General features: G+C 41.3%; 19 protein-coding genes and 1 pseudogene. 16 read left to right on the top strand and 4 right to left on the bottom strand.

Translation table 11 applies throughout. The features are described 5' to 3' along the window. The first annotated feature begins 416 nt into the window (after window positions 1–416). From trpS to FHQ08_RS04725, 5 genes are all read left to right on the top strand, one after another. Window positions 417–1,442, top strand: coding sequence for a tryptophan--tRNA ligase (gene trpS, locus FHQ08_RS04745; protein WP_230913245.1), 1,026 nt, complete (start codon window positions 417–419; stop codon window positions 1,440–1,442). Between the two features lie 280 nt (window positions 1,443–1,722). After that, window positions 1,723–2,913: a pyridoxal phosphate-dependent aminotransferase gene (locus FHQ08_RS04740; RefSeq protein ID WP_230913244.1), complete on the top strand. Its 1,191-nt coding sequence runs from the start codon at window positions 1,723–1,725 to the stop codon at window positions 2,911–2,913. Between the two features lie 35 nt (window positions 2,914–2,948). Beyond that, the gene (locus tag FHQ08_RS04735; RefSeq protein ID WP_230913251.1) at window positions 2,949–3,947 is read left to right on the top strand and encodes a D-2-hydroxyacid dehydrogenase; all 999 of its coding nucleotides are present in this window, start codon (window positions 2,949–2,951) and stop codon (window positions 3,945–3,947) included. A gap of 432 nt (window positions 3,948–4,379) precedes the next feature. Further along, entirely contained in the window at window positions 4,380–5,792 is a 1,413-nt protein-coding gene (gene nhaC / locus FHQ08_RS04730) for a Na+/H+ antiporter NhaC (RefSeq protein ID WP_230913243.1), read from the top strand. Between the two features lie 44 nt (window positions 5,793–5,836). Next, window positions 5,837–6,802 (top strand): alcohol dehydrogenase catalytic domain-containing protein, encoded by a 966-nt coding sequence (locus FHQ08_RS04725; RefSeq protein WP_230913242.1) that lies wholly within the window; start codon window positions 5,837–5,839, stop codon window positions 6,800–6,802. 1 nt (window position 6,803) lies between these two features. Here FHQ08_RS04725 and FHQ08_RS04720 read toward each other — a convergent pair whose 3' ends face one another. Continuing rightward, window positions 6,804–7,607 (bottom strand): glycerophosphodiester phosphodiesterase family protein, encoded by an 804-nt coding sequence (locus FHQ08_RS04720; RefSeq protein WP_230913241.1) that lies wholly within the window; start codon window positions 7,605–7,607, stop codon window positions 6,804–6,806. 294 nt (window positions 7,608–7,901) lie between these two features. Here FHQ08_RS04720 and FHQ08_RS04715 point away from each other — a divergent pair, with 294 nt between their 5' ends. From FHQ08_RS04715 to FHQ08_RS04700, 4 genes are read left to right on the top strand one after another with little or no spacing between them, the layout of a single operon-like run. After that, the gene (locus tag FHQ08_RS04715) at window positions 7,902–9,044 is read left to right on the top strand and encodes an ABC transporter ATP-binding protein (protein WP_230913240.1); all 1,143 of its coding nucleotides are present in this window, start codon (window positions 7,902–7,904) and stop codon (window positions 9,042–9,044) included. After that, window positions 9,031–9,972: a carbohydrate ABC transporter permease gene (locus FHQ08_RS04710; protein WP_230913239.1), complete on the top strand. Its 942-nt coding sequence runs from the start codon at window positions 9,031–9,033 to the stop codon at window positions 9,970–9,972. The genes FHQ08_RS04715 and FHQ08_RS04710 overlap by 14 nt, the downstream gene beginning before the upstream one ends. After that, on the top strand, window positions 9,969–10,784 hold the full coding sequence (locus FHQ08_RS04705; protein WP_230913238.1) for a carbohydrate ABC transporter permease: 816 nt from the start codon (window positions 9,969–9,971) through the stop codon (window positions 10,782–10,784). Before FHQ08_RS04710 ends, FHQ08_RS04705 begins: the two co-directional genes overlap by 4 nt. Then, on the top strand, window positions 10,781–12,181 hold the full coding sequence (locus tag FHQ08_RS04700) for an ABC transporter substrate-binding protein (RefSeq protein WP_230913237.1): 1,401 nt from the start codon (window positions 10,781–10,783) through the stop codon (window positions 12,179–12,181). Before FHQ08_RS04705 ends, FHQ08_RS04700 begins: the two co-directional genes overlap by 4 nt. Window positions 12,182–12,372: 191 nt before the next feature. On the opposite strand, the gene FHQ08_RS04695 is transcribed toward FHQ08_RS04700, so the two are convergent. Then, window positions 12,373–12,879 carry a Dps family protein gene (locus tag FHQ08_RS04695; protein WP_230913236.1) on the bottom strand — a complete coding sequence of 169 codons (507 nt, stop codon included), beginning with the start codon at window positions 12,877–12,879 and terminating at the stop codon, window positions 12,373–12,375. Window positions 12,880–13,066: 187 nt separating this feature from the next. On the opposite strand from FHQ08_RS04695, the gene FHQ08_RS04690 reads away from it, so the two are divergent. The 4 genes and pseudogenes from FHQ08_RS04690 to ltrA all read left to right on the top strand — a co-directional run bounded on the left by FHQ08_RS04690 (window position 13,067) and on the right by ltrA (window position 17,398). After that, on the top strand, window positions 13,067–13,678 hold the full coding sequence (locus tag FHQ08_RS04690; RefSeq protein WP_230913235.1) for a LemA family protein: 612 nt from the start codon (window positions 13,067–13,069) through the stop codon (window positions 13,676–13,678). 8 nt (window positions 13,679–13,686) lie between these two features. Beyond that, the gene (locus FHQ08_RS12960) at window positions 13,687–14,544 is read left to right on the top strand and encodes a TPM domain-containing protein (protein ID WP_269073868.1); all 858 of its coding nucleotides are present in this window, start codon (window positions 13,687–13,689) and stop codon (window positions 14,542–14,544) included. 223 nt (window positions 14,545–14,767) lie between these two features. Then, window positions 14,768–14,986, top strand: a pseudogene (locus tag FHQ08_RS04680) (hypothetical protein); the annotation flags it as partial. Between the two features lie 1,017 nt (window positions 14,987–16,003). Continuing rightward, on the top strand, window positions 16,004–17,398 hold the full coding sequence (gene ltrA, locus FHQ08_RS04675; protein WP_230913234.1) for a group II intron reverse transcriptase/maturase: 1,395 nt from the start codon (window positions 16,004–16,006) through the stop codon (window positions 17,396–17,398). Between the two features lie 87 nt (window positions 17,399–17,485). Here ltrA and ilvA read toward each other — a convergent pair whose 3' ends face one another. Together ilvA and FHQ08_RS04665 are read right to left on the bottom strand one after the other, a co-directional pair. After that, on the bottom strand, window positions 17,486–18,760 hold the full coding sequence (ilvA, locus tag FHQ08_RS04670) for a threonine ammonia-lyase IlvA (protein ID WP_230913233.1): 1,275 nt from the start codon (window positions 18,758–18,760) through the stop codon (window positions 17,486–17,488). Between the two features lie 82 nt (window positions 18,761–18,842). Further along, window positions 18,843–19,535 (bottom strand): hypothetical protein, encoded by a 693-nt coding sequence (locus FHQ08_RS04665; RefSeq protein ID WP_230913232.1) that lies wholly within the window; start codon window positions 19,533–19,535, stop codon window positions 18,843–18,845. 729 nt (window positions 19,536–20,264) lie between these two features. Here FHQ08_RS04665 and ilvB point away from each other — a divergent pair. From ilvB to FHQ08_RS04650, 3 genes are all read left to right on the top strand, one after another. Next, entirely contained in the window at window positions 20,265–21,989 is a 1,725-nt protein-coding gene (gene ilvB, locus FHQ08_RS04660) for a biosynthetic-type acetolactate synthase large subunit (RefSeq protein ID WP_230913231.1), read from the top strand. 101 nt (window positions 21,990–22,090) lie between these two features. Beyond that, window positions 22,091–23,113 carry a ketol-acid reductoisomerase gene (gene ilvC / locus FHQ08_RS04655; RefSeq protein WP_230913230.1) on the top strand — a complete coding sequence of 341 codons (1,023 nt, stop codon included), beginning with the start codon at window positions 22,091–22,093 and terminating at the stop codon, window positions 23,111–23,113. A 217-nt stretch (window positions 23,114–23,330) separates the two neighbouring features. Beyond that, window positions 23,331–24,113 carry an ABC transporter ATP-binding protein gene (locus tag FHQ08_RS04650; RefSeq protein ID WP_230913229.1) on the top strand — a complete coding sequence of 261 codons (783 nt, stop codon included), beginning with the start codon at window positions 23,331–23,333 and terminating at the stop codon, window positions 24,111–24,113. Window positions 24,114–24,124: the final 11 nt, after the last annotated feature.

Raw genomic sequence — 24,124 nt, 5'->3', positions numbered from 1 at the left:
CGCTCTGTATTAAACGCGTTCATGAAGCTAACTTTGTCACCTTAACCCTAATTGTTTGTTGAAGCTGGCGCTTCATCGGCACAATTTGTGTTAATGTTCCAAAGCTAACCAGCTTCATTCACGCTCTGTATTAAACGCGTTCATGAAGCTAACTTTGTCACCTTAACCCTAATTGTTTGTTGAAGCTGGCGCTTCATCGGCACAATTTGTGTTAATGTTCCAAAGCTAACCAGCTTCATTCACGCTCTTATAAAATAAAGTCTTATTAGTTTACGTGATTTATACAGAATAGTAAAGCTAAGTGACTGGAAATACAAGTGTGGCGCTAAAATACATTTTGACAATTATGGTTTCCATCGCTAGACTTAAAACATTAAGATAATTCGAACTTACCGCGAAAGGATATTAACACAATTATGGCTGACAAACACGTTATTTTAACTGCCGATCGTCCAACTGGGAAATTACATATTGGACATTATATCGGTTCACTGCGGAATCGGGTGAAATTACAGAATTCCGGAGATTACCAGACTTTTATTATGATTGCGGATATGCAGGCATTAACTGATAACGCGCGCGATCCCGAAAAAATTCGGCGTTCTTTGATCGAAGTTGCATTAGACTATTTAGCAGTGGGGATTGATCCTGAGAAATCAACGATTTTAGTGCAATCACAAATTCCAGCTTTGAATGAATTGACCATGCATTATATGAATATTGTCTCAGTTTCGCGCTTAGAGCGGAATCCAACGGTAAAAACTGAAATTCGGCAGAAATCCTTTGGACAAAGCGTTCCGGCTGGATTTTTAATGTATCCGGTGAGCCAAACGGCCGACATCACGGCTTTTAAGGCGGATACCGTACCTGTTGGCGATGACCAGGAACCGATGATGGAACAAGCGCGTGAAATTGTGCGGTCATTCAACCATATTTATAATAAGGAAGTTTTAGTTGAACCTTATGGCGTTTTCCCACCTAAAGGGGAAGGCCGGCTGCCTGGGTTAGATGGCAATGCCAAGATGTCTAAATCTTTAAATAATGCCATTTATCTGGCTGATGATCCTGATACGATGCAGAAAAAAGTCATGTCCATGTATACCGATCCTAATCATATTCATGTTGAAGATCCTGGTCAAATTGAGGGTAACACCGTCTTTACCTATTTAGATGCTTTTGATCCAGATAAAGCAAAAGTGGCTGAATTAAAAGCTCAATATCAACATGGCGGCTTGGGCGATGTTAAAATCAAGCGTTACTTGAATGAAGTCTTACAGGCTGAATTTGAGCCAATTCGGCAACGGCGGGCAGAATTTGCCAAGGACCCAGATCACGTGTTACAAATTTTGAAAGCGGGCAGTGAAAAAGCAAATCAGGTTGCTAATCAGACACTCCAAGAGGTTCGTGATGCGATTGGCATCAATTATTTCAAAAATCTTTGACAAGCAAGATTAAAATGGTATGATAAATATAAATATCCTATAAGGATAATTTAATCATAATGACAAATTCATTCATAAAAGTGAATGCGTATTTTTACTTTTGGTTCTTTCACAAGCACTTGTGAAACCAAAAGTTGTTGTCGTGATTAACTTCTGGTCACACAGGTGCGGATGAACTGTGTGGCGAAGCTAGCTTTAGCTTGATTAGGCAGAGACCCCACAGTTTTTCCAGACTGTGGGGTATTTTTTAACCTAATTTTCTCTTTGAGGAGTGGTGTTTATGTCTAAAGATTTAAGTACGCATATGAAAAAAGAATTAGCCCAGCTACAGCCTTCTGATATTTTAGCTTTTAATCAGAAGATCTCAACGATTCCTGATATTATCAAGCTGACCTTAGGCGAACCTGATTTTAATACCCCCGAACATGTGAAACAGGCGGGTATTAAGAGCATTATGACCAATCAAAGCCACTATACCAATTCAGCTGGCAAGTTGGCTTTGCGACAAGCCGCGAGTGAATTTTTACACGAAAAATATCAGGTACAATATGAACCAAAATCGCAAATTTTAGTGACAGCTGGTGCAACCGAGGCAATTTATGCTAGTTTGACGGCAATTTTGAATCCCGGCGATAAAGTCATCATTCCCACACCAATTTTTCCACTTTACATACCGGTGACTTTATTAAATGGCGCAGAGCCCATTTTTGCGGATACCTCAGACAATGGTTTTGTTTTATCACCCGAAAAATTAGATCAAATTCTGGCAGCAAATCAAGCTGATGTTAAAGCTATTGTGTTGAACTACCCGACGAATCCCACTGGCGTGACTTATCATCGTGCTGAGTTAAAAGCATTAGCAGGGGTGATTCAAAAATATGACATTTTTGTAATTTGTGATGAAATTTATAGTGAGCTGACTTATGATGAACCCCATGTTTCTTTAGCGGAGTATTTACCTGACCAAGTGCTTTTGCTGAATGGTGTTTCAAAATCTCATGCCATGACAGGGTGGCGTATCGGATTGCTTTGTGGTCCTGCACCAGTTATTGCCCAAATTGGTAAAGTGCATCAATTCTGTATTACTTCAGCGACAACCAATGCCCAAGATGCTGCCTATGAGGCCTTTAAGAATGGCAAAGATGATGGGGCTAAAATGCGGACAGCTTATCAAGAACGCCGCGACTATCTTGTGACTGCACTTAATAAACTTGGCTTTACCTGTGCCAAACCTGAAGGTGCCTTTTATATTTTTGCTAAGATTCCCACTGGCTTGCAGCAGCAAAGCTTTGATTTCTGCTATGATCTGGCACAAAAGGCAAAGGTTGCTGTGATTCCAGGAGCTTCTTTTGGACCTGGCGGCGAAGGCTATGTGCGTATTAGCTATGCTGCAAGTTTAGAATCACTGCAACAAGCTATGACGCGACTTGCTGCCTATGTGACTGCTAATCAACAAGTGACGACAAAATAAGGATCGAATTTTCTAAAATTATTGGAGGTTTTATTATTATGAAAATTTTAATGTATCATGTCCGTCCAGATGAAGTGGCTGCGATTGACGCTTGGGCAAAAAGAAATCAAGTGACCGTCGACAAAACGCCAGATCCATTTAATTTGGCAACAGTTGACCAGGCGCGAGGCTATGATGGTATCGTTATTCAGCAGCATGGCAAAGTAGCTGATCCGGAAATCTACCAACGATTGAAGTCTTTTGGTATCAAACAAATCGCTTTGCGTATTACTGGGTATGATATTATTGATTTTCCAGCTGCACGCGCTAATGGCCTTACGATTACAAATGTACCAGCCTATTCACCGCGTTCAGTGGGCGAATTGACGTTGGCACATACGCTGTTTCTATTACGGCATATGGGGGAAACTAAAGCTAGAGAATTACAAAATGATTTTAGTTGGGGTGGTCTCAAATCTCATGAGATTCATGATCAGACTGTGGGTATCATTGGTGCTGGTAAAATCGGCAGTGCAGTAGCACGGCTCTTCAATGCTTTAGGAGCAACAGTTATTGCGCAAGATCCGATTCAGCGGCCAGAATTAAGCGATGTATTGACATATACCGATCGAGAAACATTATTAAAAACAGCTGATGTGGTTACTTGTCATACACCACTAAGCCCTGAGACCACACATATGATCGATGCGCAGGCCTTAAAAACAATGAAGTCAGATGCTTTGCTGATCAATTGCTCTCGTGGACCCGTTGTGGATACCCAAGCGTTATTAACAGCTTTGAAACAAAAGGAGATTGCTGGCGCGGGGTTAGATACAATTGAAGGTGAAACTGGCATTTTTGGGGAAGACTGTATGCAAACTGGTATCGATCATCCAGCGTTAAATGAACTATTAGCTTTGCCAAATGTCTCAATTACGCCGCATATTGGGTTTTACACGGATGATGCCGTCCAAAATATGGTCGATATTGCACTCACAGACGCAAAACTTACGATTGAAGGCAAAACTAGTCCCCATATTGTACACGCTGATTAAATTAAAATTAACTATTGTCATTTAATGTTAACTGTTTTATAATCTAAATAACATTTTAATCAATTACGCCTCATTTACATAACCAGTAGGTGCTTGTCTGGGTGTCAGAGAGTTGGTGGTCCGTGCGAACCAATCAGGGCAAAACATGCGAAATACGTCAAATGGAGGCAATGGTCCTGCAGCCAATATCTCAGTCGAGTGGAAAGTGAACTTGGCCTTTGCGGTCATAAGTTAATTTTCAATTTGGGTGGTACCACGGTTAAACCAATCGTCCCTATGCACAATGTTTTGTGTATGGGGGCTTTTTTTTTGTAAATGGAGGTCGTCATTAATGATACAAACATCAAACGGTGGTTTAAGCCGATACTGAATAGATTCAATGATTGCATACGATTGATGAAGCTAGGTTTTGAATTAGGAGGATTTAAGTATATGAAACACATTCAATTGAGTATTCGGGAAGCAATGATCATGTTAGGTCTTATTTTAGGAATTGTGGGGGTCGGCGTTATTGGTTTTGGTTTGTCACCTCAAGTCCCGGTTTTGCTAGCGATGACAGTCATTATTTTTTGGGCGCGTTTCAAAGGATACGACTGGTCAGAAATCAATGCAAGTATCAAGGACGGCATTGATAAAGGAATCATTCCCATTGTGATCTTTATTTTGATTGGAGCCATGATCAGTACTTGGATCGCGGCTGGCACGATTCCAACTTTGATGGTTTTTGGTTTTGATGCCTTAAATGCCCAATGGTTTTTGCCTACGGTGTTTCTAGTGTGTGCTTTGGTTGGTGCAGCAGTTGGCAGTTGTTTTACGGTCGTGTCTACAGTGGGAATCGCCTTTTTTGGCATCGGGATCACGATGAATTTTAATCCTGCAATCATTGCTGGGGCCGTGGTTGCCGGCGGGGTTTTTGGTGATAAATGTTCACCATTATCTGAAACTAATAATCTTGCGGCGGCTGTTGTGGATACTGATTTATTTGACCATATGAAAACAATTTTGTGGTCCACATTACCAGCAGCTTTGATAACCACCGTTGTGTTTGCCTTTTTAGGTATGGGCCATAATCATGCGGATATGTCTAAGATCACGGCAACTGTACAAGCTTTAAATGGAAATTTTCAAATCTCCTTATGGGCTTTGATCCCGATTGTATTAGTATTCGGCTGTGCCTTTATTAAAATGGCAGCTATTCCCACGATGTTACTGAATGTTTTTGTTTCAGCTGGGATGTTATTTTTAACGATCCCTCATTTAACTTTGCAGCAGGTCGCACAGATTATTACCAATGGCTTTGTGGCAAAAACGAATAATCACCAAGTGAACGCGTTATTGTCCCGGGGTGGCATTGTTAGCATGATGCCTACCGTCGCTTTGATTGTATTGACACTATCTTTAGGCGGGTTATTAGTCCATCTTGGCTTGATCAGTGCCGTGATGAATCCATTGGCTGCCCACTTGAATACAAAAGGTAAATTGATCGCAGCGGCGCTGGCTACTTGTATTGGTGTGAATCTCTTCGTGGGGGAACAATTTCTTTCAATTATTCTGCCCGGCCGAGCTTTTAAACAGGCATTTAATGCTGGTAATTTAGCCAGTCGTGCGCTGGGGCGTGTCTTAGAAGATGGTGGGACAGTTTTGAATTACTTAGTTCCTTGGGGGGTTGGCGGTGTCTTTATCGCTAATACACTAGGTGTGCCAACGATCCATTACTTACCATTTGTATTCTTTAGCTTGCTTTGTCCCGTCTTTTCCCTATTAAGTGGGGTGACAGGGCTTGGTTTAAAGACCAATCAGGCTAAGCCAGTACTTAAAGTAAAAAGCATTCCGACAAATAGTTAAAAGGCGTATACTTTTCATGAATCAACATGAAGGGAATGTGAAGAATGCGTGCAGCTTTTATTGAACAACTTGGTGGTCCGGAGGTGATTCGTGTTGGCGAGCAGGCAATTCCTAAACCACGTGCCAATGAAGTTTTAGTTCAGGTGCAAGCAGCCGCGGTGGATAACGTCGATACTTACGTCCGTTCGGGCGCGTTTCAAACCAAACTTATTTTTCCGTTTGTTATTGGCCGCGATGCCGTTGGAACGGTTACTGAGGTTGGCAGTGATGTAACTAATTTTCAACCAGGCATGCTCGTTTGGACCAATAGTATGGGATATGATGGGCGTAATGGCACCACTGCTGAATATATTACTGTACCCGTGAAACGTTTATTCAAAGTGCCGACTGGTGTAGATCCAATTCAACTAGTTGCTGCTGTTCATGCTGGTGCTACGGCCGCAATTTTGTTACAGAATATTTTACAAATCAAAAAGGGTCAACAGTTATTAGTTGAAGGTGGCGCTGGTCATGTGGGCCGTAAATTAGTGGCGTTAGGAAATGTCTTGGGCGCTCTGGTGCAGACTACAAGTGCAACCAGTGACTTTGATTATTTAAAAAAAATCGGCAGCCACCGTACTTATGACTATCATCTAGCCATTACGGAGTCTACCGTGAAACAATTCGATGCAATTGTGGATACTTCGGGTAAAGTTGATTTACAGGATAATCTAGCTGCGCTAAATTTAAATGGGCAGGTTGCTTTGATTGCAGCACCGGCAGATGACCAGTTTCAATTTGATGTCCGTCAATTCTATATGAATATGAAACAAATCAAAGGGTTCGTGATCAGTCATGCGACTGTCGCGCAATTGCAACAAGCCGCCAGTTTATTAAATGAGCAGTTTGCTCAAGGCAAGCTATTGGATGACCAAGTAAAATTATTGCCGCTTGACCAAGCAGCTCAAGCACACCAATTAGTGGCTAGTGGTCAGGCCAAGCGCCAAAAAATCGTTTTAAAGATTCATTAGTTTAATGCCAATTACTTAAGAAGGGCCCTAGCGGCTGTGTCTTTTGTGATCGTGGTGTCTTAGCTTGAATTTGGGGCATATTTTGTGCAATATTAGTGATCACACCATCGACACCCCAGTTAAATAGTTGATTAGCACGATCAATTCGATCAACAGTCCAAACATTGAGATCATAGCCATGGTCTTTGATGGTTTGGACTTTTTCTTTGGTCAGCCCTTCACTTTGAGGATGAATGATTTTTGTGTCTAATGCTTGCATATAAAAATCCCAATCGGCTTGCAAACTTTTCTGACTAAATAGCAAAGCAGTTGGGGTGGTAGCGTCCAGTGCTTTAAATTTAGCAATCATGAGTGGATTAAATGAGGAAACAATGACATTGATTTGAGTATCTAGTAGTTTCAGAGCTTGGGCTAACTGGCTGACAAGTTCATTGGCTAGGTCATTTGCAAAAGTACCAATTACAGATTTTAATTCGATATTAACATTAAGTTTGTTTTGGTTTAAGAAATCAATCAGCTGTATCAAAGTTAAGATCCGTTCTTGGGCAAATTCAGGACTAAACCAGGCACCATTAGAAACTTCAGTTAATTCGGCGGTTGTTTTTTCCGTGATCAATCCCGTCGTATCCGTTGTTCGTTCTAAGTTGTCGTCATGCAAAATCACAGCTTGAGCGTCCTTGGTGATACTCAGGTCTGTTTCGAACCAGTCAATATTGTAATCTAGTAGTTTATTAAAAGTACGTTGGGTATTTTCAGGCGCCAGTGTGGGCAGCCCACGATGCGCAATAATTTTTCGAGTGGTCATGATAACCTCCAGCATGAATAATTGATTGATAAGTTATGATTCACTTTATAATGTTTGTCAGATCAAAACAAATCAATTTAAATTTTGGATACAATTGTAAGCGGTTATATATACATGAACTCTTTTATTATCAAGGACTAAACAAGAAAAATTAAAATTGTAAAATTTAAGTAATTTATATTTACATAAGATAAACGTTAATAATAATCAATATTTACATTGGGCCGATAACATGGAATATAGATGTTTGATCCACGCAAAATTAATCGTAATCGATTAAAGGAGAGTTATTTCATGCGTATACAGCTGAAGAATTTGAGTAAACAGTATCAAGATACCGAAGTATTGACCAATATTAATACGGAAATTCGTGAAGGCGAGTTTTTCGTATTAGTTGGTCCCTCTGGTTCAGGGAAAAGTACTTTATTAAGAATGATTGCGGGTTTAATTCCGACGACGAGTGGTCAGATTTACTTTGACGACCAAGATGTGACGAATGATTCCCCTAAAGACCGCCACTTAGCGATGGTTTTCCAAAATTATGCCTTACTACCATTTCTGTCGGTTCAAGATAATATTCGGTTTGGTATTCGTAATTTGGGCCTTTCTAAAACAGAAGAAGAAGCTCGTATCTTTGAAGCTTTAAATATGGTTCATTTATTACCGCAACGGCATCGGAAACCAAAAGCTTTGTCTGGTGGACAACAGCAACGCGTTGCTTTAGCCCGCGCGATTGCCACTAAAGCACCACTAGTTTTAATGGATGAACCTTTATCCAATTTAGATGCTCAGCTGCGTAGTGAAATGCGGCAAGAAATCGTCCGGCTGCATAAAGAAATTGGGATGACTTTGATTTATGTCACGCATGATCAAGTTGAAGCCATGACCATGGGTGACCGCGTAATGGTGCTAAATGATCGGCAGATTCAGCAAGTCGGCACTCCACTAGAACTTTATAATCGCCCTAAAAATGCATTTGTGGGTGAATTTATTGGGTCACCACGAATGAATATAATTGATGTTCAAGTTGACGAAACAGGCCAAAGCATTCAATTGCCGTTTAAACAAAAGAATGGGGTATCAATGGCTTATCATTTAACAGAAGCCATCCCGTCTGGTCGTTATCGCTTAGGTATTCGGCCGGAAGACTTGCAAGTATCCTTCGTAGATCAAGGGAGTCATAAGCAAATCATGCCCGTCAAAATTGAAGCGGTGGCAAATCTTGGGAAAGAAGCTGTTTTGACCGTAACGAATAGTGACAGCAACTTGGTTGTTAATTGTAAGACTCAGGTTGACAGTGACTGCCGGCAAGCTTTTGTAAAATTACCAAGTATTGTTGATCAACTGCATCTTTTTGAAGCTGAACATGGCAATACTGTGGACTTGAGCGATAAGATCGCCGCCGAACAAAGAGGTGTCATCGATGCAATCTCGTAAGACGGCTACTTTGCATACACCAAATATTAAGTTGACAGCAGTTAAATCGAAATTAAATCTTCGCCAAAATTCAAAATCAGCCCTCTGGTTTTTGGCGCCGTCTTTGATTATTTTATTGATTTTTACTTTTTATCCTATGGTTGTGACGGTGATCAACAGTTTATTTGCCACTAATGTGCGCGGCGAGAATGCTCGATTTGTCGGTTTAGCGAATTATGTTCAGATTTTTAAAGATCCAGTATTTATTAAAAGTCTAGGCCATACTTTTGCATATGTATTTATAACCAGTATTTTAACAATTATAGTAGCGTTATTATTGGCTCGATTGGTCACACAACGGATAAAAGGGCAAGCGTTTTTTAGAACGGCATTTGCCTCAACTATGGGTATTTCGGCCGCAGTAGCTTCAATTTTATTTCTATTTTTATTTAATCCTTCAGTTGGTCTTGTCGTTACCTTTTTAAAAGCGATTGGCGCTAAACAAACAAATTTATTAGTTAGTCCGACAGGTGCCATGTTCATATTGATATTAAGCAGTGTTTGGATGGGGTTAGGGTTTGCTTTTTTGAACTTATTGGGCGCCCTCCAATCAGTGCCAGAATCCTATTATGAAGTTGCTGAAATTGCCGGTTGGTCTAATTGGATGCAAACTTGGAAGATCACGGTGCCAATGATTTCACCAACCTTATTTTTTCTTTTTGTAGTTGAAATTATTGGGAAATTTAAAACGTTTACGGCAGTTGACCTGATTACAGGCGGTGGCCCTGATAACAATACTAATTTTGTAGCATATAAAATTTATCAAGACGCTTTTGCTTCACACAACTTTGGCATTGCTAGCTCTGAAGCGATTGTTTTGACCATTGTGATTGCTATCGCCACTTGGATCCAATTTAGATATACAGAACGGAGTGTTTTTTACAAATGACTTGGCTCAAAACAATCAATCGTTATTTCTGGTTAATATTTCTAGCTGTCATTACCATTGCCCCAATTTTATTAGGCGTTTGGGCCAGTTTACTACCCACAGCGGATATTGCTGCTGGTAATTTCATGTCTACACATATATCTTTGGCTAATTATATCGGTGCGATTCAAACGACGCCGGTTTTACGCTACATTACCAATTCCTTTGTAACCAGTACGCTGATCACTCTGGGTGAGCTGGTCTTCTGTACATTAGCGGCTTATGTATTCGTATTTATTGATTTTCGGTGCAAAAAACAACTCTTTTTTGTTTTTTTAATTACGATGATGCTGCCTTTTGAAGCACAGATCATTCCTAATTTTCAAACGATCCGTAGTTTTGGCTGGCTCAATTCTTACGCGGGTCTGACGATTCCTTTTTTCGCCTCCGCTTTTGGCGTGTTTATGCTGCGGCAGGCCTTCTTAAAGATTCCTTCAGAATTACAGGAATATAGTGAGATATTAGGCATGAACCACACGCGTTTCCTCATGGGTATCGTGTTGCCTTATTCACGAAGCACCATCGTTACATTTGTAATTTATATGTTTTTAACCCATTGGAATGCATACTTATGGCCTTTGATCACGACTTTTACGGATGCCTATCGACCAACTCAAGTTGGCTTGAAACAGTTACAAGCCGAAGATACTTTTAGTAATTGGGGTGTGATCATGGCAACTGCCATTTTGATTTTAATCCCAACACTAATTGTTTTGATTATTGGACAACGTTACTTTAAAAAAGGACTTAACGTCGGAGGTGCCAAAGGATGATTACTATGATTCAGGCCCTTTTCAAAGTGAGACGTATTTTTTTCGTGGGTTTAGCTGCTGGTCTAATAATGATATGTGGTCTATTGCAATTACCAGGCGTTGTGCAAGCAGGTAAAAGTGTACCAGTTCCAGCTGGACGAACGGAAATCACTTTTTGGCATGCCATGAATGGGCCTAATGAGAAAGTGTTACAAAAAATCGTGGCTCAATTCAACCAAAAGCAGCATAAATATTGGGTAACACCTATCTATGAAGGCAGCTATGGCCTGTTACAATCTAAGTATACCAACACCTTACATAGCAACGTGACGCCAGCGTTAGTTCAAATTGATCAAGGTAATGGTGCTGCTATGATTGGCATCGATAATTATGTACCCATGCAAAAATTCATTGATCGTGATCATTTTGATACAGGTCAAATCTATCCTAGCGCAATACGTGCGTACTCAATCAAAGGTCAACTCTTATCCATGCCTTTTAATTCATCAACAGCGGTTTTGTATTATAATAAGGATCTTTTTAAGAAATATGGGATCAAACCATTATCGCAATCACCGACTTATAGTGAAGTGCGTGCAGCCGCACAACAGCTAACGCAGAAGTCGCATCAAGATGTTAAAGGAATCACACTACAGATTTATGATTGGTTAGCTAATGAATTAGTAGCAAATCAAAACGTGAGTGTTGTAGACCATGGTAATGGTCGGGAGGCAGTCGCAACTAAATCTAATATGAATACCCCTGAAATGCGCAGGACATTTCAATGGGTCCAACAGATGATCAAAGATGGTTCATTTCAGAACTATGGCACTGGTTCTTCAGCCTCAGCAAACCAAATGGCTGGTTTTTTATCACAAAAATTAGGTATTTTCATGCAAAGTTCTGCAGCGATGAGCTCCATTAATAAATCAGCTAAATTTCATTATGGTGTCTGCTATATGCCACATCCGGATGGTGTCAAAGCCAATGGCGTCGCGATTGGTGGCGCGAGTTTGTGGATCACTAAGGAAAAGGATAAGGCAATTCAGGAGGGCGCATGGCAATTTGTAAAGTATGCTGCATCGCCTGTGGCTCAAGCACAATGGCAAGTAGGCACAGGATACATTGCGAACAATAAACGATCCTTGCAAGTGCCTGTTTTAGCAAAGGCAATTGCTAAAAATCCTAACTTAAAGGTACCCGTAGACCAATTATTAGGTGCACAACAAAACGCAGCTTCTGCGGGGCCATTTTATGCTAATGTTGCTGATGCCGCTAGATATCTACAAATTGCAGAACAGCAAATTTATGCTGGCGGCAATATTGCAACAGCCTTAGCAACTGCCCAAAAACAAACGAATCAAGCCATTGCCCAAACAAATCAGACCAGTTATGATTTATTGAATTTTAATCGATAACAGATTGTTTGTATGACCTAAATAATTTTTAAAAAACTATAATGCCATATCAAAAAGGGCAAGGGTGTTGCCCTTTGGCATACGTTTAAAATAAAATTGTTCGCAAACAAATAAAGGGCGTGTTAACAAAACGGTTGTTTTGCTAACGCGCCCTTTTTTAGATGATAGATTTTTATGACCGTACTGGTTAATTAAGCTTCGTCAAAAGGCCCCTTGCCTAAGAAAGCTTTGATCATCCAAATGTTTTTATCAGTTTGTTCTTTGAAACCGTTCAAAATATCTTGTGTTGGCCAGTCTTTTTCTTCATCGCTAGCTTCCATGGCCTTTTCGTAGACATCACGTAGATATTCATACTGGTTCGCTAAACGGCTCATATATTCTTCCAAAGTATATTTACCGAATTCGCCAGGTTCTTCAGGTAGACCTGTATTTTCAATAAACTCACGCGTCGTAGAGAATGGCGCACCGCCGATCTCGATCAATCTTTCGGCAACTTCATCTAATTGATCGCCAAGTTGATCCATATAGTCATCCATTAACGGGTGTAGGCGGAAGAACTCTTTTCCACGCATGTACCAATGAATTTGATGAATATTAACACTTAACTGACTTAAATCAGCGACTAACTGGTTTAAAGCAGCCCGTGTTTTTGGAAAATCATATTTGTCCTTACCTGCAACTGTTACTTTATCAACCATACTTTGGAACCCCCTTAAATTTTTAACTAACCTAATGGTAACGAGTTCAATTCTTTTCTACAAGTAAAATGCTCAATTTTGTCTTTTGATATAAGTCAGTCTTAAGGCGGACTTTCTTTAGGGGCAACATGATAGAATAGAATTAAGCAGATAAAAATTTAGATCAATTTATAAAGGAGTTATAGTAATGGAAGCAAATAATGGAAGTAAGAAACACACATCGCGTAACCTATTAATTATTATCGGAATTGTTGTCGTGGCCTTGATTGCTATGGGCATTGGCACATACAATAGCTTGGCAAAGCAAAGTCAAACAGTAGATGCTGCTTGGTCTCAGGTTGAAAATGTGATGCAGCGCCGGTACGACTTAGTGCCCAATTTAGTGAATTCTGTTAAGGGCAGTATGAAACAAGAACAAAAAGTATTTGGCGATATTGCGGATGCCCGCAAGAGCTATGGCAATGCCAAAACAGCTAAGGAAAAAATTGATGCCAATGCCCAACTGGATCAGTCTGTGGGGACTTTGGTTAATGTGATCCAAGAAAATTATCCAGAATTGAAGAGTAATAATAATGTTCAAACCTTGATGACCCAATTAGAAGGCACGGAAAATCGAATTGCGGTAGAACGTAAACGGTATAACGAAGCAGTTCAATCTTATAATCAAAATGTGGTTAGCTTTCCTAAAAATATTCTTGCGAATATGATGGGGTTAGGCCAGAAGACTTACTTTAAAGCAGATACCAATGCTCAAAAAGCGCCAACTGTAAACTTCGATGATACAACCAACGGGAAGTGATGGCTTTCATGAAGCACTTGGCAACGAAACCGCGCTGGTTATTGTTATTTTTAGCTGTGCTCACGTTTACAACTTTGTATTTTCAGCCTGGTTCGGTTCAGGCGGCCTTACCTGATCGGCCCCAAAATAATTTTTATGATGAGACAGGACTTTTAACGGATCAAACTAAAAAACTCGTCAGTGATAAGAACCTTTATTATGATCAAACGAAAGCCAAACCCCAGGTAATGCTAGCGGTGATCAAAAGTACGGGTAATGATGACATTGATTCATTTGCACCAGATTTATTTCAAAAATGGGGCATTGGGCAAAAAGGCAAGGATAACGGTATCTTGATTTTGTATGCCCTCAATCATGGTGAACGTAATGTACGTATTGAAGTTGGCTATGGTTTAGAAGATACGATCACAGATAGTATTTCTGGTCAAATTCTCAATAAAAATCGGGTGGCTCTGAAATCCACTGATAATGCCAAGGTTAATCAAGGGCTGCAAAAGACATTTAATGCTGTGGCGACATTGATTGATCAGCGCTACGGTTATAAGGGCGACAAAAATAGTCTTTCCCAAGCAGAAGTCAATGAATTGAAACAAAAAGATCGTTCCAGTGGTGGCTTGACTTGGTGGAAAATTATCGGTTTCTTTATTCTCGCCTTGATTTTTGCCTATTTCTTTAGAGGCAATAACCGTGGTGGTGGCTCCGGACCCGGTAGTCGTGGCGGCGGTGGCGGCACACCAATACCATGGTGGGGCTGGTACGGCGGCAGTGGTTCTTCTGGCGGCGGTTATTCCGGTGGTTCCGGCGGTGGCTTTGGTGGCTTCTCCGGTGGCGGCGGATCCTCTGGCGGTGGGGGTTCCTCTATATAAGTTATATAATTAGAAGATATCAAGAACTGTTTTTAAATATTCTATAAAAGCTGTTATTAGTAGTGGATTTTTATCTATTGCTAGTAGCAGTTTTTTTATTTGCTTTTAAAAAGCAATTAACATTCATTAGTTTAATTGAAAGCCTTATCAATTATATTGCTCTTATCATAAACTAGCGTCATAATAAAAAGATAATCATCAGTTTAAAGGAGGTTATTTTTTAATGAAGAAGCCATATACATTGGGGTTGGACATTGGCACGAGTTCAGTTGGGTTTGCGGCCATTGATGCTCAATATGTACCCATGCGTGCAAAAGGCAAAACCGTGATTGGCGTCAGATTATTCCGGGAAGGAGATACAGCAGCCGAAAGGCGACAGTTTAGAACTACCCGAAGAAGGCTCAGTCGGCGTAAGTGGCGGCTGGGATTGTTAGATAAGATGTTATTATTGGTTAAGCGTATATTGATGATGAGACTTTAGAAAAAGCTGAGTAATTTCTTTATATATAATACAGAAGATTCAGAAAGGCGCTTTAAGTTTGTGATTTAGCCAATAAAAGGTTGTATATAAAGATGAATCAGTAACGTTAGGCAAAATAATTATGTTGCAGGAGTTCTAAGTAAGTCACATATAAATGAAACAATTACCAATCTAAAGCTATTAAGCACCAGAGTTCTATTTGAATTGATGCAAAATGATGATGGCATGGGTTTAGCTCAAAAACTAAAATTGACTACCAATCTGTAATAATATTGTTTAAATAAATTATAAAAATGCAATAAAAAACGAAGTCATGATGTAATGGCCTCACTTTTCCAAAGCATTTAATTCTATGTAATGAATTAAAGGGACTAGCTCCGTGCTAGACACTTTGTTTAACCATAACAAGGATATTAAATCACTAAGACTAAACGCTCTAAGTAAGTGACTAAGATGATTTATATATAATAGGAAGAAAATAATTTGCCACACCAAAAAGGTTTGTCTGGGGGTTATCCCTAGGCAAGCCTTTTTATAAGTGCGCCCGGCATGGGCGCTAACTTGGTGGTGAAAGTCCACTATAGGCCGTAGTAGTCGGAACTATTAGCTGAGGACAAGGGTGTCCACCGTGAGGTGGGATCTGAAGGAAGTCTAAAGCAAAGTGCTGAACCAATGAACAAGAAGTGGCTATAAGGCTGTTTGCAGTGGATAAGGTTGCTGAACAAACTGAAGTCCCATACTACTCGAAACTGTACGCAGTAAAGCCAATGGTTACATGGCACGAAAGTTAGCGCTCTTACCCGGGGAGGTCTGTTTCATACGTTCCCGACAAGAGAAACACGGAAAGTTTCACAGGAACAAACTAGGCAGTGATGTCTAGCTGAATGAGACAGAAGTCAGCCGAGGCCATAGTGGTTGTCCTTTGGACAACGAAGGGCCGAACTTTAACAATTCTCATTGAAATTGGAGGTAGAAATCATGCGACGATCGCAGAAAACAGAACCATGTTCTGGTCACCGTGGGATGGTAGACCTGGAAGGTCAAGAGCAACTCGGGGCGCGTAGTGTGATTCCCGGTGAAGATAAGATGTGGAATGGTGTTTCATTTCAAGATTTAGTTTTATCCCGAGATAATTTGAATCAAGCCTATCTTAAAGTCAGAAGCAACAAGGGTGCAGCGGGTATTGACGGTCTAACTGTTGATGAGCTGTTGCCTTATCTGAAACAACATCGTGATGAGCTAATCGCATCACTGCGTGATGGCAGTTATCAACCATTACCAGTTAAACGAGTCGAGATTCCAAAACCGGACGGCTCCAAGCGCAAGCTCGGGATTCCAACGGTGGTCGATCGACTTGTTCAGCAAGCAGTCGCTCAAGTGATGTCGCCAAGGTTTGAAAAGATATTCTCGGATAGCAGTTTTGGTTTCCGACCCAATCGAAGTGCTCATGATGCCATCAAACGGGTCATAGCGCTGTATGACCAAGGTTATCACTATGTGATCGACCTTGACCTTAAGGCATATTTCGACACGGTCAATCATGATTTACTGATGAAATTTGTCGGCCAATATATCGATGATCCCTGGCTATTAAGACTTATTCGTAAGTTCTTAACGAGTGGGATTATGAATGGAGGCCTGTTTGAAAAATCAACTCAAGGTACGCCGCAAGGTGGAAATATCTCGCCATTATTGGCGAATATCTACCTTAATGAGTTGGATAAGCTGCTCGTGGCCAGAGGCCACCAATTTGTGCGCTATGCGGATGATTGTAATATCTACGTCAAAAGCAAGCGTGCAGGCTACCGCGTTTTGGCCAACGTGACTCGATTCTTGGAAAAGGACTTGAAGCTAACGGTCAATCAAAAGAAAACTCGCGTTGGCTCGCCCTTGAGATTGAAATTTCTAGGGTTCACTTTAGGTGTGAGTAAAGGCAAAGCATATGCCCGACCGCACAAAGTTGCCAAAGAACGTATCAAACAGGCCTTAAAGCTAATCACAAAACGGAACCGTGGTGTTAGTTTAGATGTCATCTTTAATGATATTGAGCGCAAAATGCGCGGCTGGTTACAATACTACAGTATTGGGCATATGAAGAGTTTTCTTAAAGCGCTAGACGCATGGTTGCGCACAAGAATTCGGCAGTATATCTGGAAATCATGGAAGAAAATTAGAACGAAGTTCCGAAGTCTTAGAAAGTTAGGGGAATCGGTGTCAGAAGCGCGAATATTCTCTAATACCCGTAAGGGGTATTGGTATACCGCGCATACTGGTGTACTGAAATATACCCTAACAAACGAAAGACTGGCACGCCGTGGACTTATCAATCTGTCCACAACGTACCAGTCTATTCAGAAACGCTTAAGTTATTGAACCACCGTATACGGAACCGTATATACGGCGGTGTGAGAGGTCGACCCATTAGGATCTCCTACTCGATTGCTATTCGAACATATACTTCTAAACTAACAAGCGATAAAGGGTTTGGTTCTCGTGCAGATCAATATAATTGGGGTCAAATTCATAGATACGTTGTAAAAGGCCTTTTAAGTTAGTAGCTTGTCCCAACAGAACACCGATCAATACGGGGCCGCTGCCACTATTGACCTTCTTAGTATATTCAAATTTGGTAATATCATCGTCAGGATTTAAGACGCGATTGACGAATTCGCGTAGAGCACCAGCACGTTGGGGAAAATTTACCACAAAGTATTGCTGTAAACCTCGGTGCTGTAAGGAACGTTCTTCAATTTCTTGCATACGATTGATATCGTTATTGCCACCAGAGATGACGCACACTACCGTTTTCCCCTGAAGTTCATCGCGATAATTTTCTAGGGCGGCGACACTCAAGGCACCAGCTGGTTCGGCAACTAAAGCGACTTTACTGTATAACTCTAGCAGCGTGGTGCTGACTTGGCCTTCATGAACTTGCACGAGTCGATCGACATAAGTCTGACAGGTGCGATAGGTCAACTCACCAACCGTACGCACAGCTGCACCATCGACAAATTTATCCATGATGCTGAGGGGCTCTGGATGACCCACAGCAAAGGCTTTAGCCATTGAAGCAGCGCCAGAAGGTTCGACCCCAACCACGCGGGTGGAAGGACTCACCGCCTTGGTGTAAGTACTTAAGCCGCTAAGCAGGCCACCACCGCCCACGGCTGCCAGTAAATAATCTACGGAGAGCTGCTTTTCTAAGGCGTCAGCAAATATTTCCACGGCAATGGTGCCTTGTCCAGCCATAGTATTGAAATTATCAAATGGTGCAATAAAGGTTTGTTGGTTGGTGGCACAGAATTCCTGAGCCGCTGAATTAGCTTCATCGAAAGTATCGCCAGTCAGTTTAATCGTCACCTGTGCGCCACCGAAAAATTGAACTTGATCGATCTTTTGTTTTGGCGTCGTGGTTGGCATGAAGATGGTAGCCGGAATATGTAATTTGGCACTTGTCCAGGCCACGCCTTGAGCATGATTGCCGGCACTGGCACAGACGACCCCTCGCTGGCGTATGGCACTTGGGGTTTGACTAATGGCATAATAAGCACCACGGATCTTGAAAGAGCGAACGGTTTGTAGGTCTTCCCGCTTTAAGTAGACCTGGCAATGATACTTTTGGGACAGATAAGCATTATATTGCAACGGTGTGTGACGCACAATAGGTTGCAACACCTTATAAGCAGCTAAGATATCTTGTTGGGTCAATTGTGTTTTTACTTTTGATGATTGCATCTAATCACATCCTTTGAATTTTTTTATAATTAAAAAGGGCTGCCTACCTGATGTAGACAACCCTTAAATTAACAAGATGGCTTCAACGACCCATAAACATTTTGAAAATAATGTTTTGGCTCATGGTTTCAGCTGAACGTGTGAGTGCGCGGCGGACATTATAGCTATCCAGAATCGCAGTTGGTTTCAGCTGCTCGGCACCCGCGTAGTTAATATTAGGATTGTCGATGATCAGATTAATGGCGATTGACGTTTGAATACTTTGAATCACTGGAATATCAATGTTTGTAATATTGCTAATTAGAATGGCGGCAATATTGTTATTTTGAATCACACGAATTCGGCCTTCCAAGCCAGCTAAACCGTAAATTGCGAAGCCAGTTAACTTCACAATAATTTGGGATTGGCTGTTTGAAACGCCTGCTAAAGCAGCAATCAATTTTGCTTCAAATACACGAATATCGTCTTGGCAATCAGCATCACTAATGATGACGCTTTGACAGCCACTGGTTATGAGTTCGCCAACATAATGCGTGAGTTCGCTGGGAGTTTGGATATTAAAATCACCATCGGAGATGACAGCCATATTCGTGATACGGGCCATGTATTGAACATAGCTCACGTATGCCGCCGCCTCTAATGTAGTCGTTTTGCAATTGCCTAATAACTGCGCTGTCACCAAATTACTATCAAGATACACGTCTTTAAAGCCCTGAGATTCTAGATAATTGATCATAAGCGCATTTGATGCGGCCGGAATAATATGTGCTGACATCATAAAACATCCCTTTCTTAAGCAAAAACGCCCTTTAATCTTTAAATTAAAGGGCGTTTAACACGCGGTACCACCTTAGTTTGCAAAAATCAGTATCGACTTTTGCCTCATTGATCAGATAAACCTGATAAAGTCGCGAAGTGCATCTGATCGACTAAGATCGATGCGTGTGGTGTAACTTTCGATGAAAAACTTCTGTCTTGTTACAGCGACCCAAGACTCTCTTGAAGAAGTTGATCATTTACTCTCACCAAACTTGCTTTTAATTAATTTTTAATTTTAAGCTAATATACCAATTAAATATTCTTGTGTCAATTTTTATTTTAGGTACAAAATTTATTGATCCATATGAGCTGTATCAGTGGATGCAGCAGCCTTGATCACTAAAATAAGGCCGCTTTAATCTAACAAATAAGGGAATTCCCCTATTTATTAAATTTGTGGTTGACAGATACGAAAAATGAGTATAGTTTATTTGAACATCAGCACGAGCAAATCTAATTCTAATTTTTAACTAATCGTTTTTGAACCAACTTCAAATTTATTTTTGATGAGTTATTCCCTTTTACATAGGGTATTTGTCCATAATGATTAGCGAGAGGATTCGAATTTAGATTTGCTTATCTGATGAATAAAATGTGAATATTATTTGAAATATTAAATAATAATTTCATTTTGATTTGAATTGTGACAAGTGAGGACACTTTACAGAAGGGATTGATGTGGCAGATGCTGGAGAAACAACCAAGTTCAAATTTAGAGTTATTAACTGGAGCAGAGATTTTGGTGCAGTCGTTGATTCAGCATCAGGTGGACTTATTATTCGGTTATCCCGGTGGCGCGATTCTACCTGTTTTTGATAGTTTTTACACAACTGCTTTCCATAATGTTCTGATTCGTCATGAACAAGCGGCAGCACATGCAGCTGAAGGTTATGCGAAAACCAGCGGCAAAACTGGGGTAGCCTGTGTCACCAGTGGTCCAGGTGCGGCGAACACATTGACGGGGATCGCGGATGCGATGCTTGATTCTGTACCGCTGGTTGTTTTTACTGGACAAGTTGCCACGTCAGCCATTGGCACTCATGCCTTTCAAGAACTTGATATCGTTAAAATGGCGACGCCCATTACCAAAGCGTGTTTCCAAGTTACTTCAGTGGAAAGCCTACCAACGATATTAGATCGAGCTTTTGAATTAGCTCAGGCCGGCCGCAAGGGCCCCGTTTTAGTAGACTTACCTAAAGATGTGATGGGTCAGAAATGCTATATCCAAAAGGATCGCTTAGCTCATCAACAGCCAAGGCTGGTACCTCAACCGACGCTATCGTTGGAACAGACCCAGCAAGTGCAATTTATTTTGGCGAGTTTGAAAGCTGCTCGAAAACCTGTGGTGCTCGTAGGTGCCGGGGTAACTGCTGCTAAAGCCAGCGCCTTGCTGAGAACGTTTGTCACTCGTTGGCATGTCCCCGTTGTTTCTACCTTACTTGGGCTAGGTAATGTGCCAGTGACGAGTGATCTTAGCTTAGGTATGGCTGGGATGCATGGTCAATTTGCTGCTAACATGGCCTTGCATGAGTGTGATTTCTTATTAAACATTGGCGCGAGGTTTGATGACCGCTTAGTACCCAATGTGGCGAAATTTGCCCCGAATGCAAAGATTGCTCATGTTGATATTGATGCCAATGAGATTGGTCGCATTGTACCCGTGGATCTGCCCTTTGTTGGAGATGCCCACTTGGCCTTACAAGCATTGTTGCAAGCTGACCTAGCGCCAGAGTTCCAACAGTGGCAATCTTGGCTGCAGCTTTGTCAGCAAAGACATTTGGATCATCCTTACCATTATCATAAGGCTGAAGCCAAACTGAAACCACAAGAAGTCATTGGAGCGGTGGGAACGGTCACAAAAGGGCAAGCAATTGTTGTGACGGATGTGGGTCAACATCAAATGTGGGCAGCACAGTTTTATCCTTATCAAATGGCAAATCAATTAGTTACTTCTGGTGGATTAGGGACGATGGGGTTTGGCATTCCAGCTGCCATTGGGGCTGCTTATGCCCACCCTGATAAAACCATCGTCTTGTTTGTCGGCGATGGTGGGTTTCAGATGACGAGTGAGGAGCTAGAGGTGCTGGCTATTGAGCAGCTGAATATCAAAATCGTCTTGTTAAACAACCAAACGCTAGGTATGGTCCGTCAATGGCAAGATGAATTTTACCAGCAGCATCATTCAGCTTCGATGTTCCCACAGCAGCCTAATTTTGAAGCCTTAGCAGCAGCTTACGGCATCAGTTATCAAACGTTACAAAAACAAGATGATTTGGTAGCCAAATTAGACTTGATTTTTGCGAAACCTGGGCCGTTTCTGATACACGTACCGATCCCAACGTTCGAACAGGTCTACCCAATGATCGCGCCTGGTCATGGCAATAATGAAATGATGGGCGTTGATGATTGATTACTTAACTGGTATCACGTTTAAATGTTTCTACATATGCTATGTATTAGACATTTGACTTGATCATATAAATTTCTATAAAAAAATATGGAGGCGTTAGTATGAAAGTAAAAATGTTGTACGACAAGGATGTAACCACCAACTATTTGGCAGGTAAGAAGATCGCTTTTATTGGTTATGGTGCACAAGGTCATGCGCAAGCCAATAACTTAAGAGATTCTGGGTTTGACGTCATTGTCGGCGTTCGTCCCGGCAAATCTTTTAAGGCAGCCCAAACGGATGGCTTTGATGTTTATCCGGTTGCGGAAGCTGCCAAACAGGCCGATTGGATCCAAATGTTAACGCCAGATGAAGTCATGTCAGATGTTTATAAAAATGAAGTTGCGCCAAATTTAGAGGCTGGCAATGTTTTAGGCTTTTCTCATGGGTTTAATATCCATTACAAAGAAATTGTACCGCCTAAGGATGTTGACGTTGTCATGATGGCCCCTAAAGGACCAGGTAACTTGTGCCGTCGTACATACAAGGAAGGTTTTGGTGTTCCAGCATTATACGCTGCCTATCAAGATTATTCTGGTCATGCTGAAGATTTAGCTAAAGAGTTTGCTAAAGGAAATGGTGCGGCGCGTGCCGGCTTATTAAAGACAAGTTTCAAAGAGGAAACAGAAGAAGATCTCTTTGGTGAACAAAATGTCTTAATGGGTGGGATCACAGCGCTCATTGAAACCGGCTTTGAAGTTTTAGTTGAAGCTGGCTATGCCCCAGAATTAGCTTATTTCGAAGTCCAACACGAAATGAAGTTGATCTGTGACCTGATCTATGAAGGCGGCTTTAACAAGATGTATGCTGATTGTTCCAATACTTCTGAATATGGTTCTTATGTTGTTGGGCCTAAAGTTGTTGGCCCTGAAGCTAAAAATGCGATGAAAGCAGCTTTAGAGAATATCCAGAATGGTAAATTTGCGAAAGAGTTTATGAAGGACTATCGCAATAACTTCAAAGGCTTATATGAAATGCGCCAACGTTCGGCCCATTCTAAGTTATCTGAAGTCGGTGAAGAATTACGCGCACATATGCCGTTTGTTAAAGAAGCCGATAAATATAGCACGCCGGTTGCTGAATAATCAAAGTACTTGTTTTTAATGGGTATCTAAATCGTTGTTGAAGCCCCCCTAAACTTTGACGAGATGAGTGCAGTCGAGACAATCGGCCGTTATCTTTAGTAGCCCAATTCGGATGATATTGTTTGGAAACAAGGCATGACCCCCAGAAGTTAGACTGAAAAAATCTAATTCCTGGGGGTCTTTATTTAAGACATATTTTTACAAAGTGGGTGAAAAAATGCATAAAATTTTAGAATTTCAAGATGTTTCGGTTACGAGAGGTCAAAGGGAGATCTTGCATCATATTTCTTGGACAGTCGCGGTGAAACAGAATTGGGCGATTTTAGGTTTAAATGGCGCAGGTAAAACAACGCTATTGAAGATGATTCACGGGGATCTTTGGCCAACAACAGGGCAGTTAGAAGTCTTGGGTGGTCAATTCGGCCATGTAAATATTCCTGAATTAAAGACCAGAATTGGTTGGGTCAGTACGGCACTCCAAGATCAACTCCATGCTTGGGAGTCCGTGGATCAAATTGTATTATCTGGTAAGTTTGCAACGATTGGTATTTACCAAGAAACCACGGCCGCTGAGATGGCGCAAGCGCGGCAGCTTTTAACTGATCTGGGGGGTGCCAAATTGCTGGGTAAGCCTTATGCGGTGTTATCTCAAGGCGAGCGTCAATTAGTTTTGATTGCGCGCGCACTCATGGCTCATCCCGAACTTTTGATTTTAGACGAGCCCTGTAATGGCTTAGATTTGTTTGCCCGTGAAGAATTACTGACTAGAGTTCGCCAGATTGCGCAGCAGCCAGATAGCCCGGCTTTATTGTTGGTTTCCCACTATACGGAAGAGATTTTACCAGATTTCGACCACGTTTTATTATTACGAAAAGGCCAAGTGATTCGTGCCGGCCAACGCGCCGATTTGTTAACCCAATCAGTACTGTCAGATTTTTACCAACATCAAATTCAATTGCAGGACTTGGCCGGCGAGCGCGTCGCTGTTTATCCTGGCTGAGATAGCTCTGT

The organism is Agrilactobacillus fermenti, assembly GCF_021030645.1.
GTDB classification, from domain to species: domain Bacteria; phylum Bacillota; class Bacilli; order Lactobacillales; family Lactobacillaceae; genus Agrilactobacillus; species Agrilactobacillus fermenti.
The sequence above is the reverse complement of the archived record's forward strand: the minus strand, read 5'-3'. Positions and strand labels throughout refer to the sequence as shown.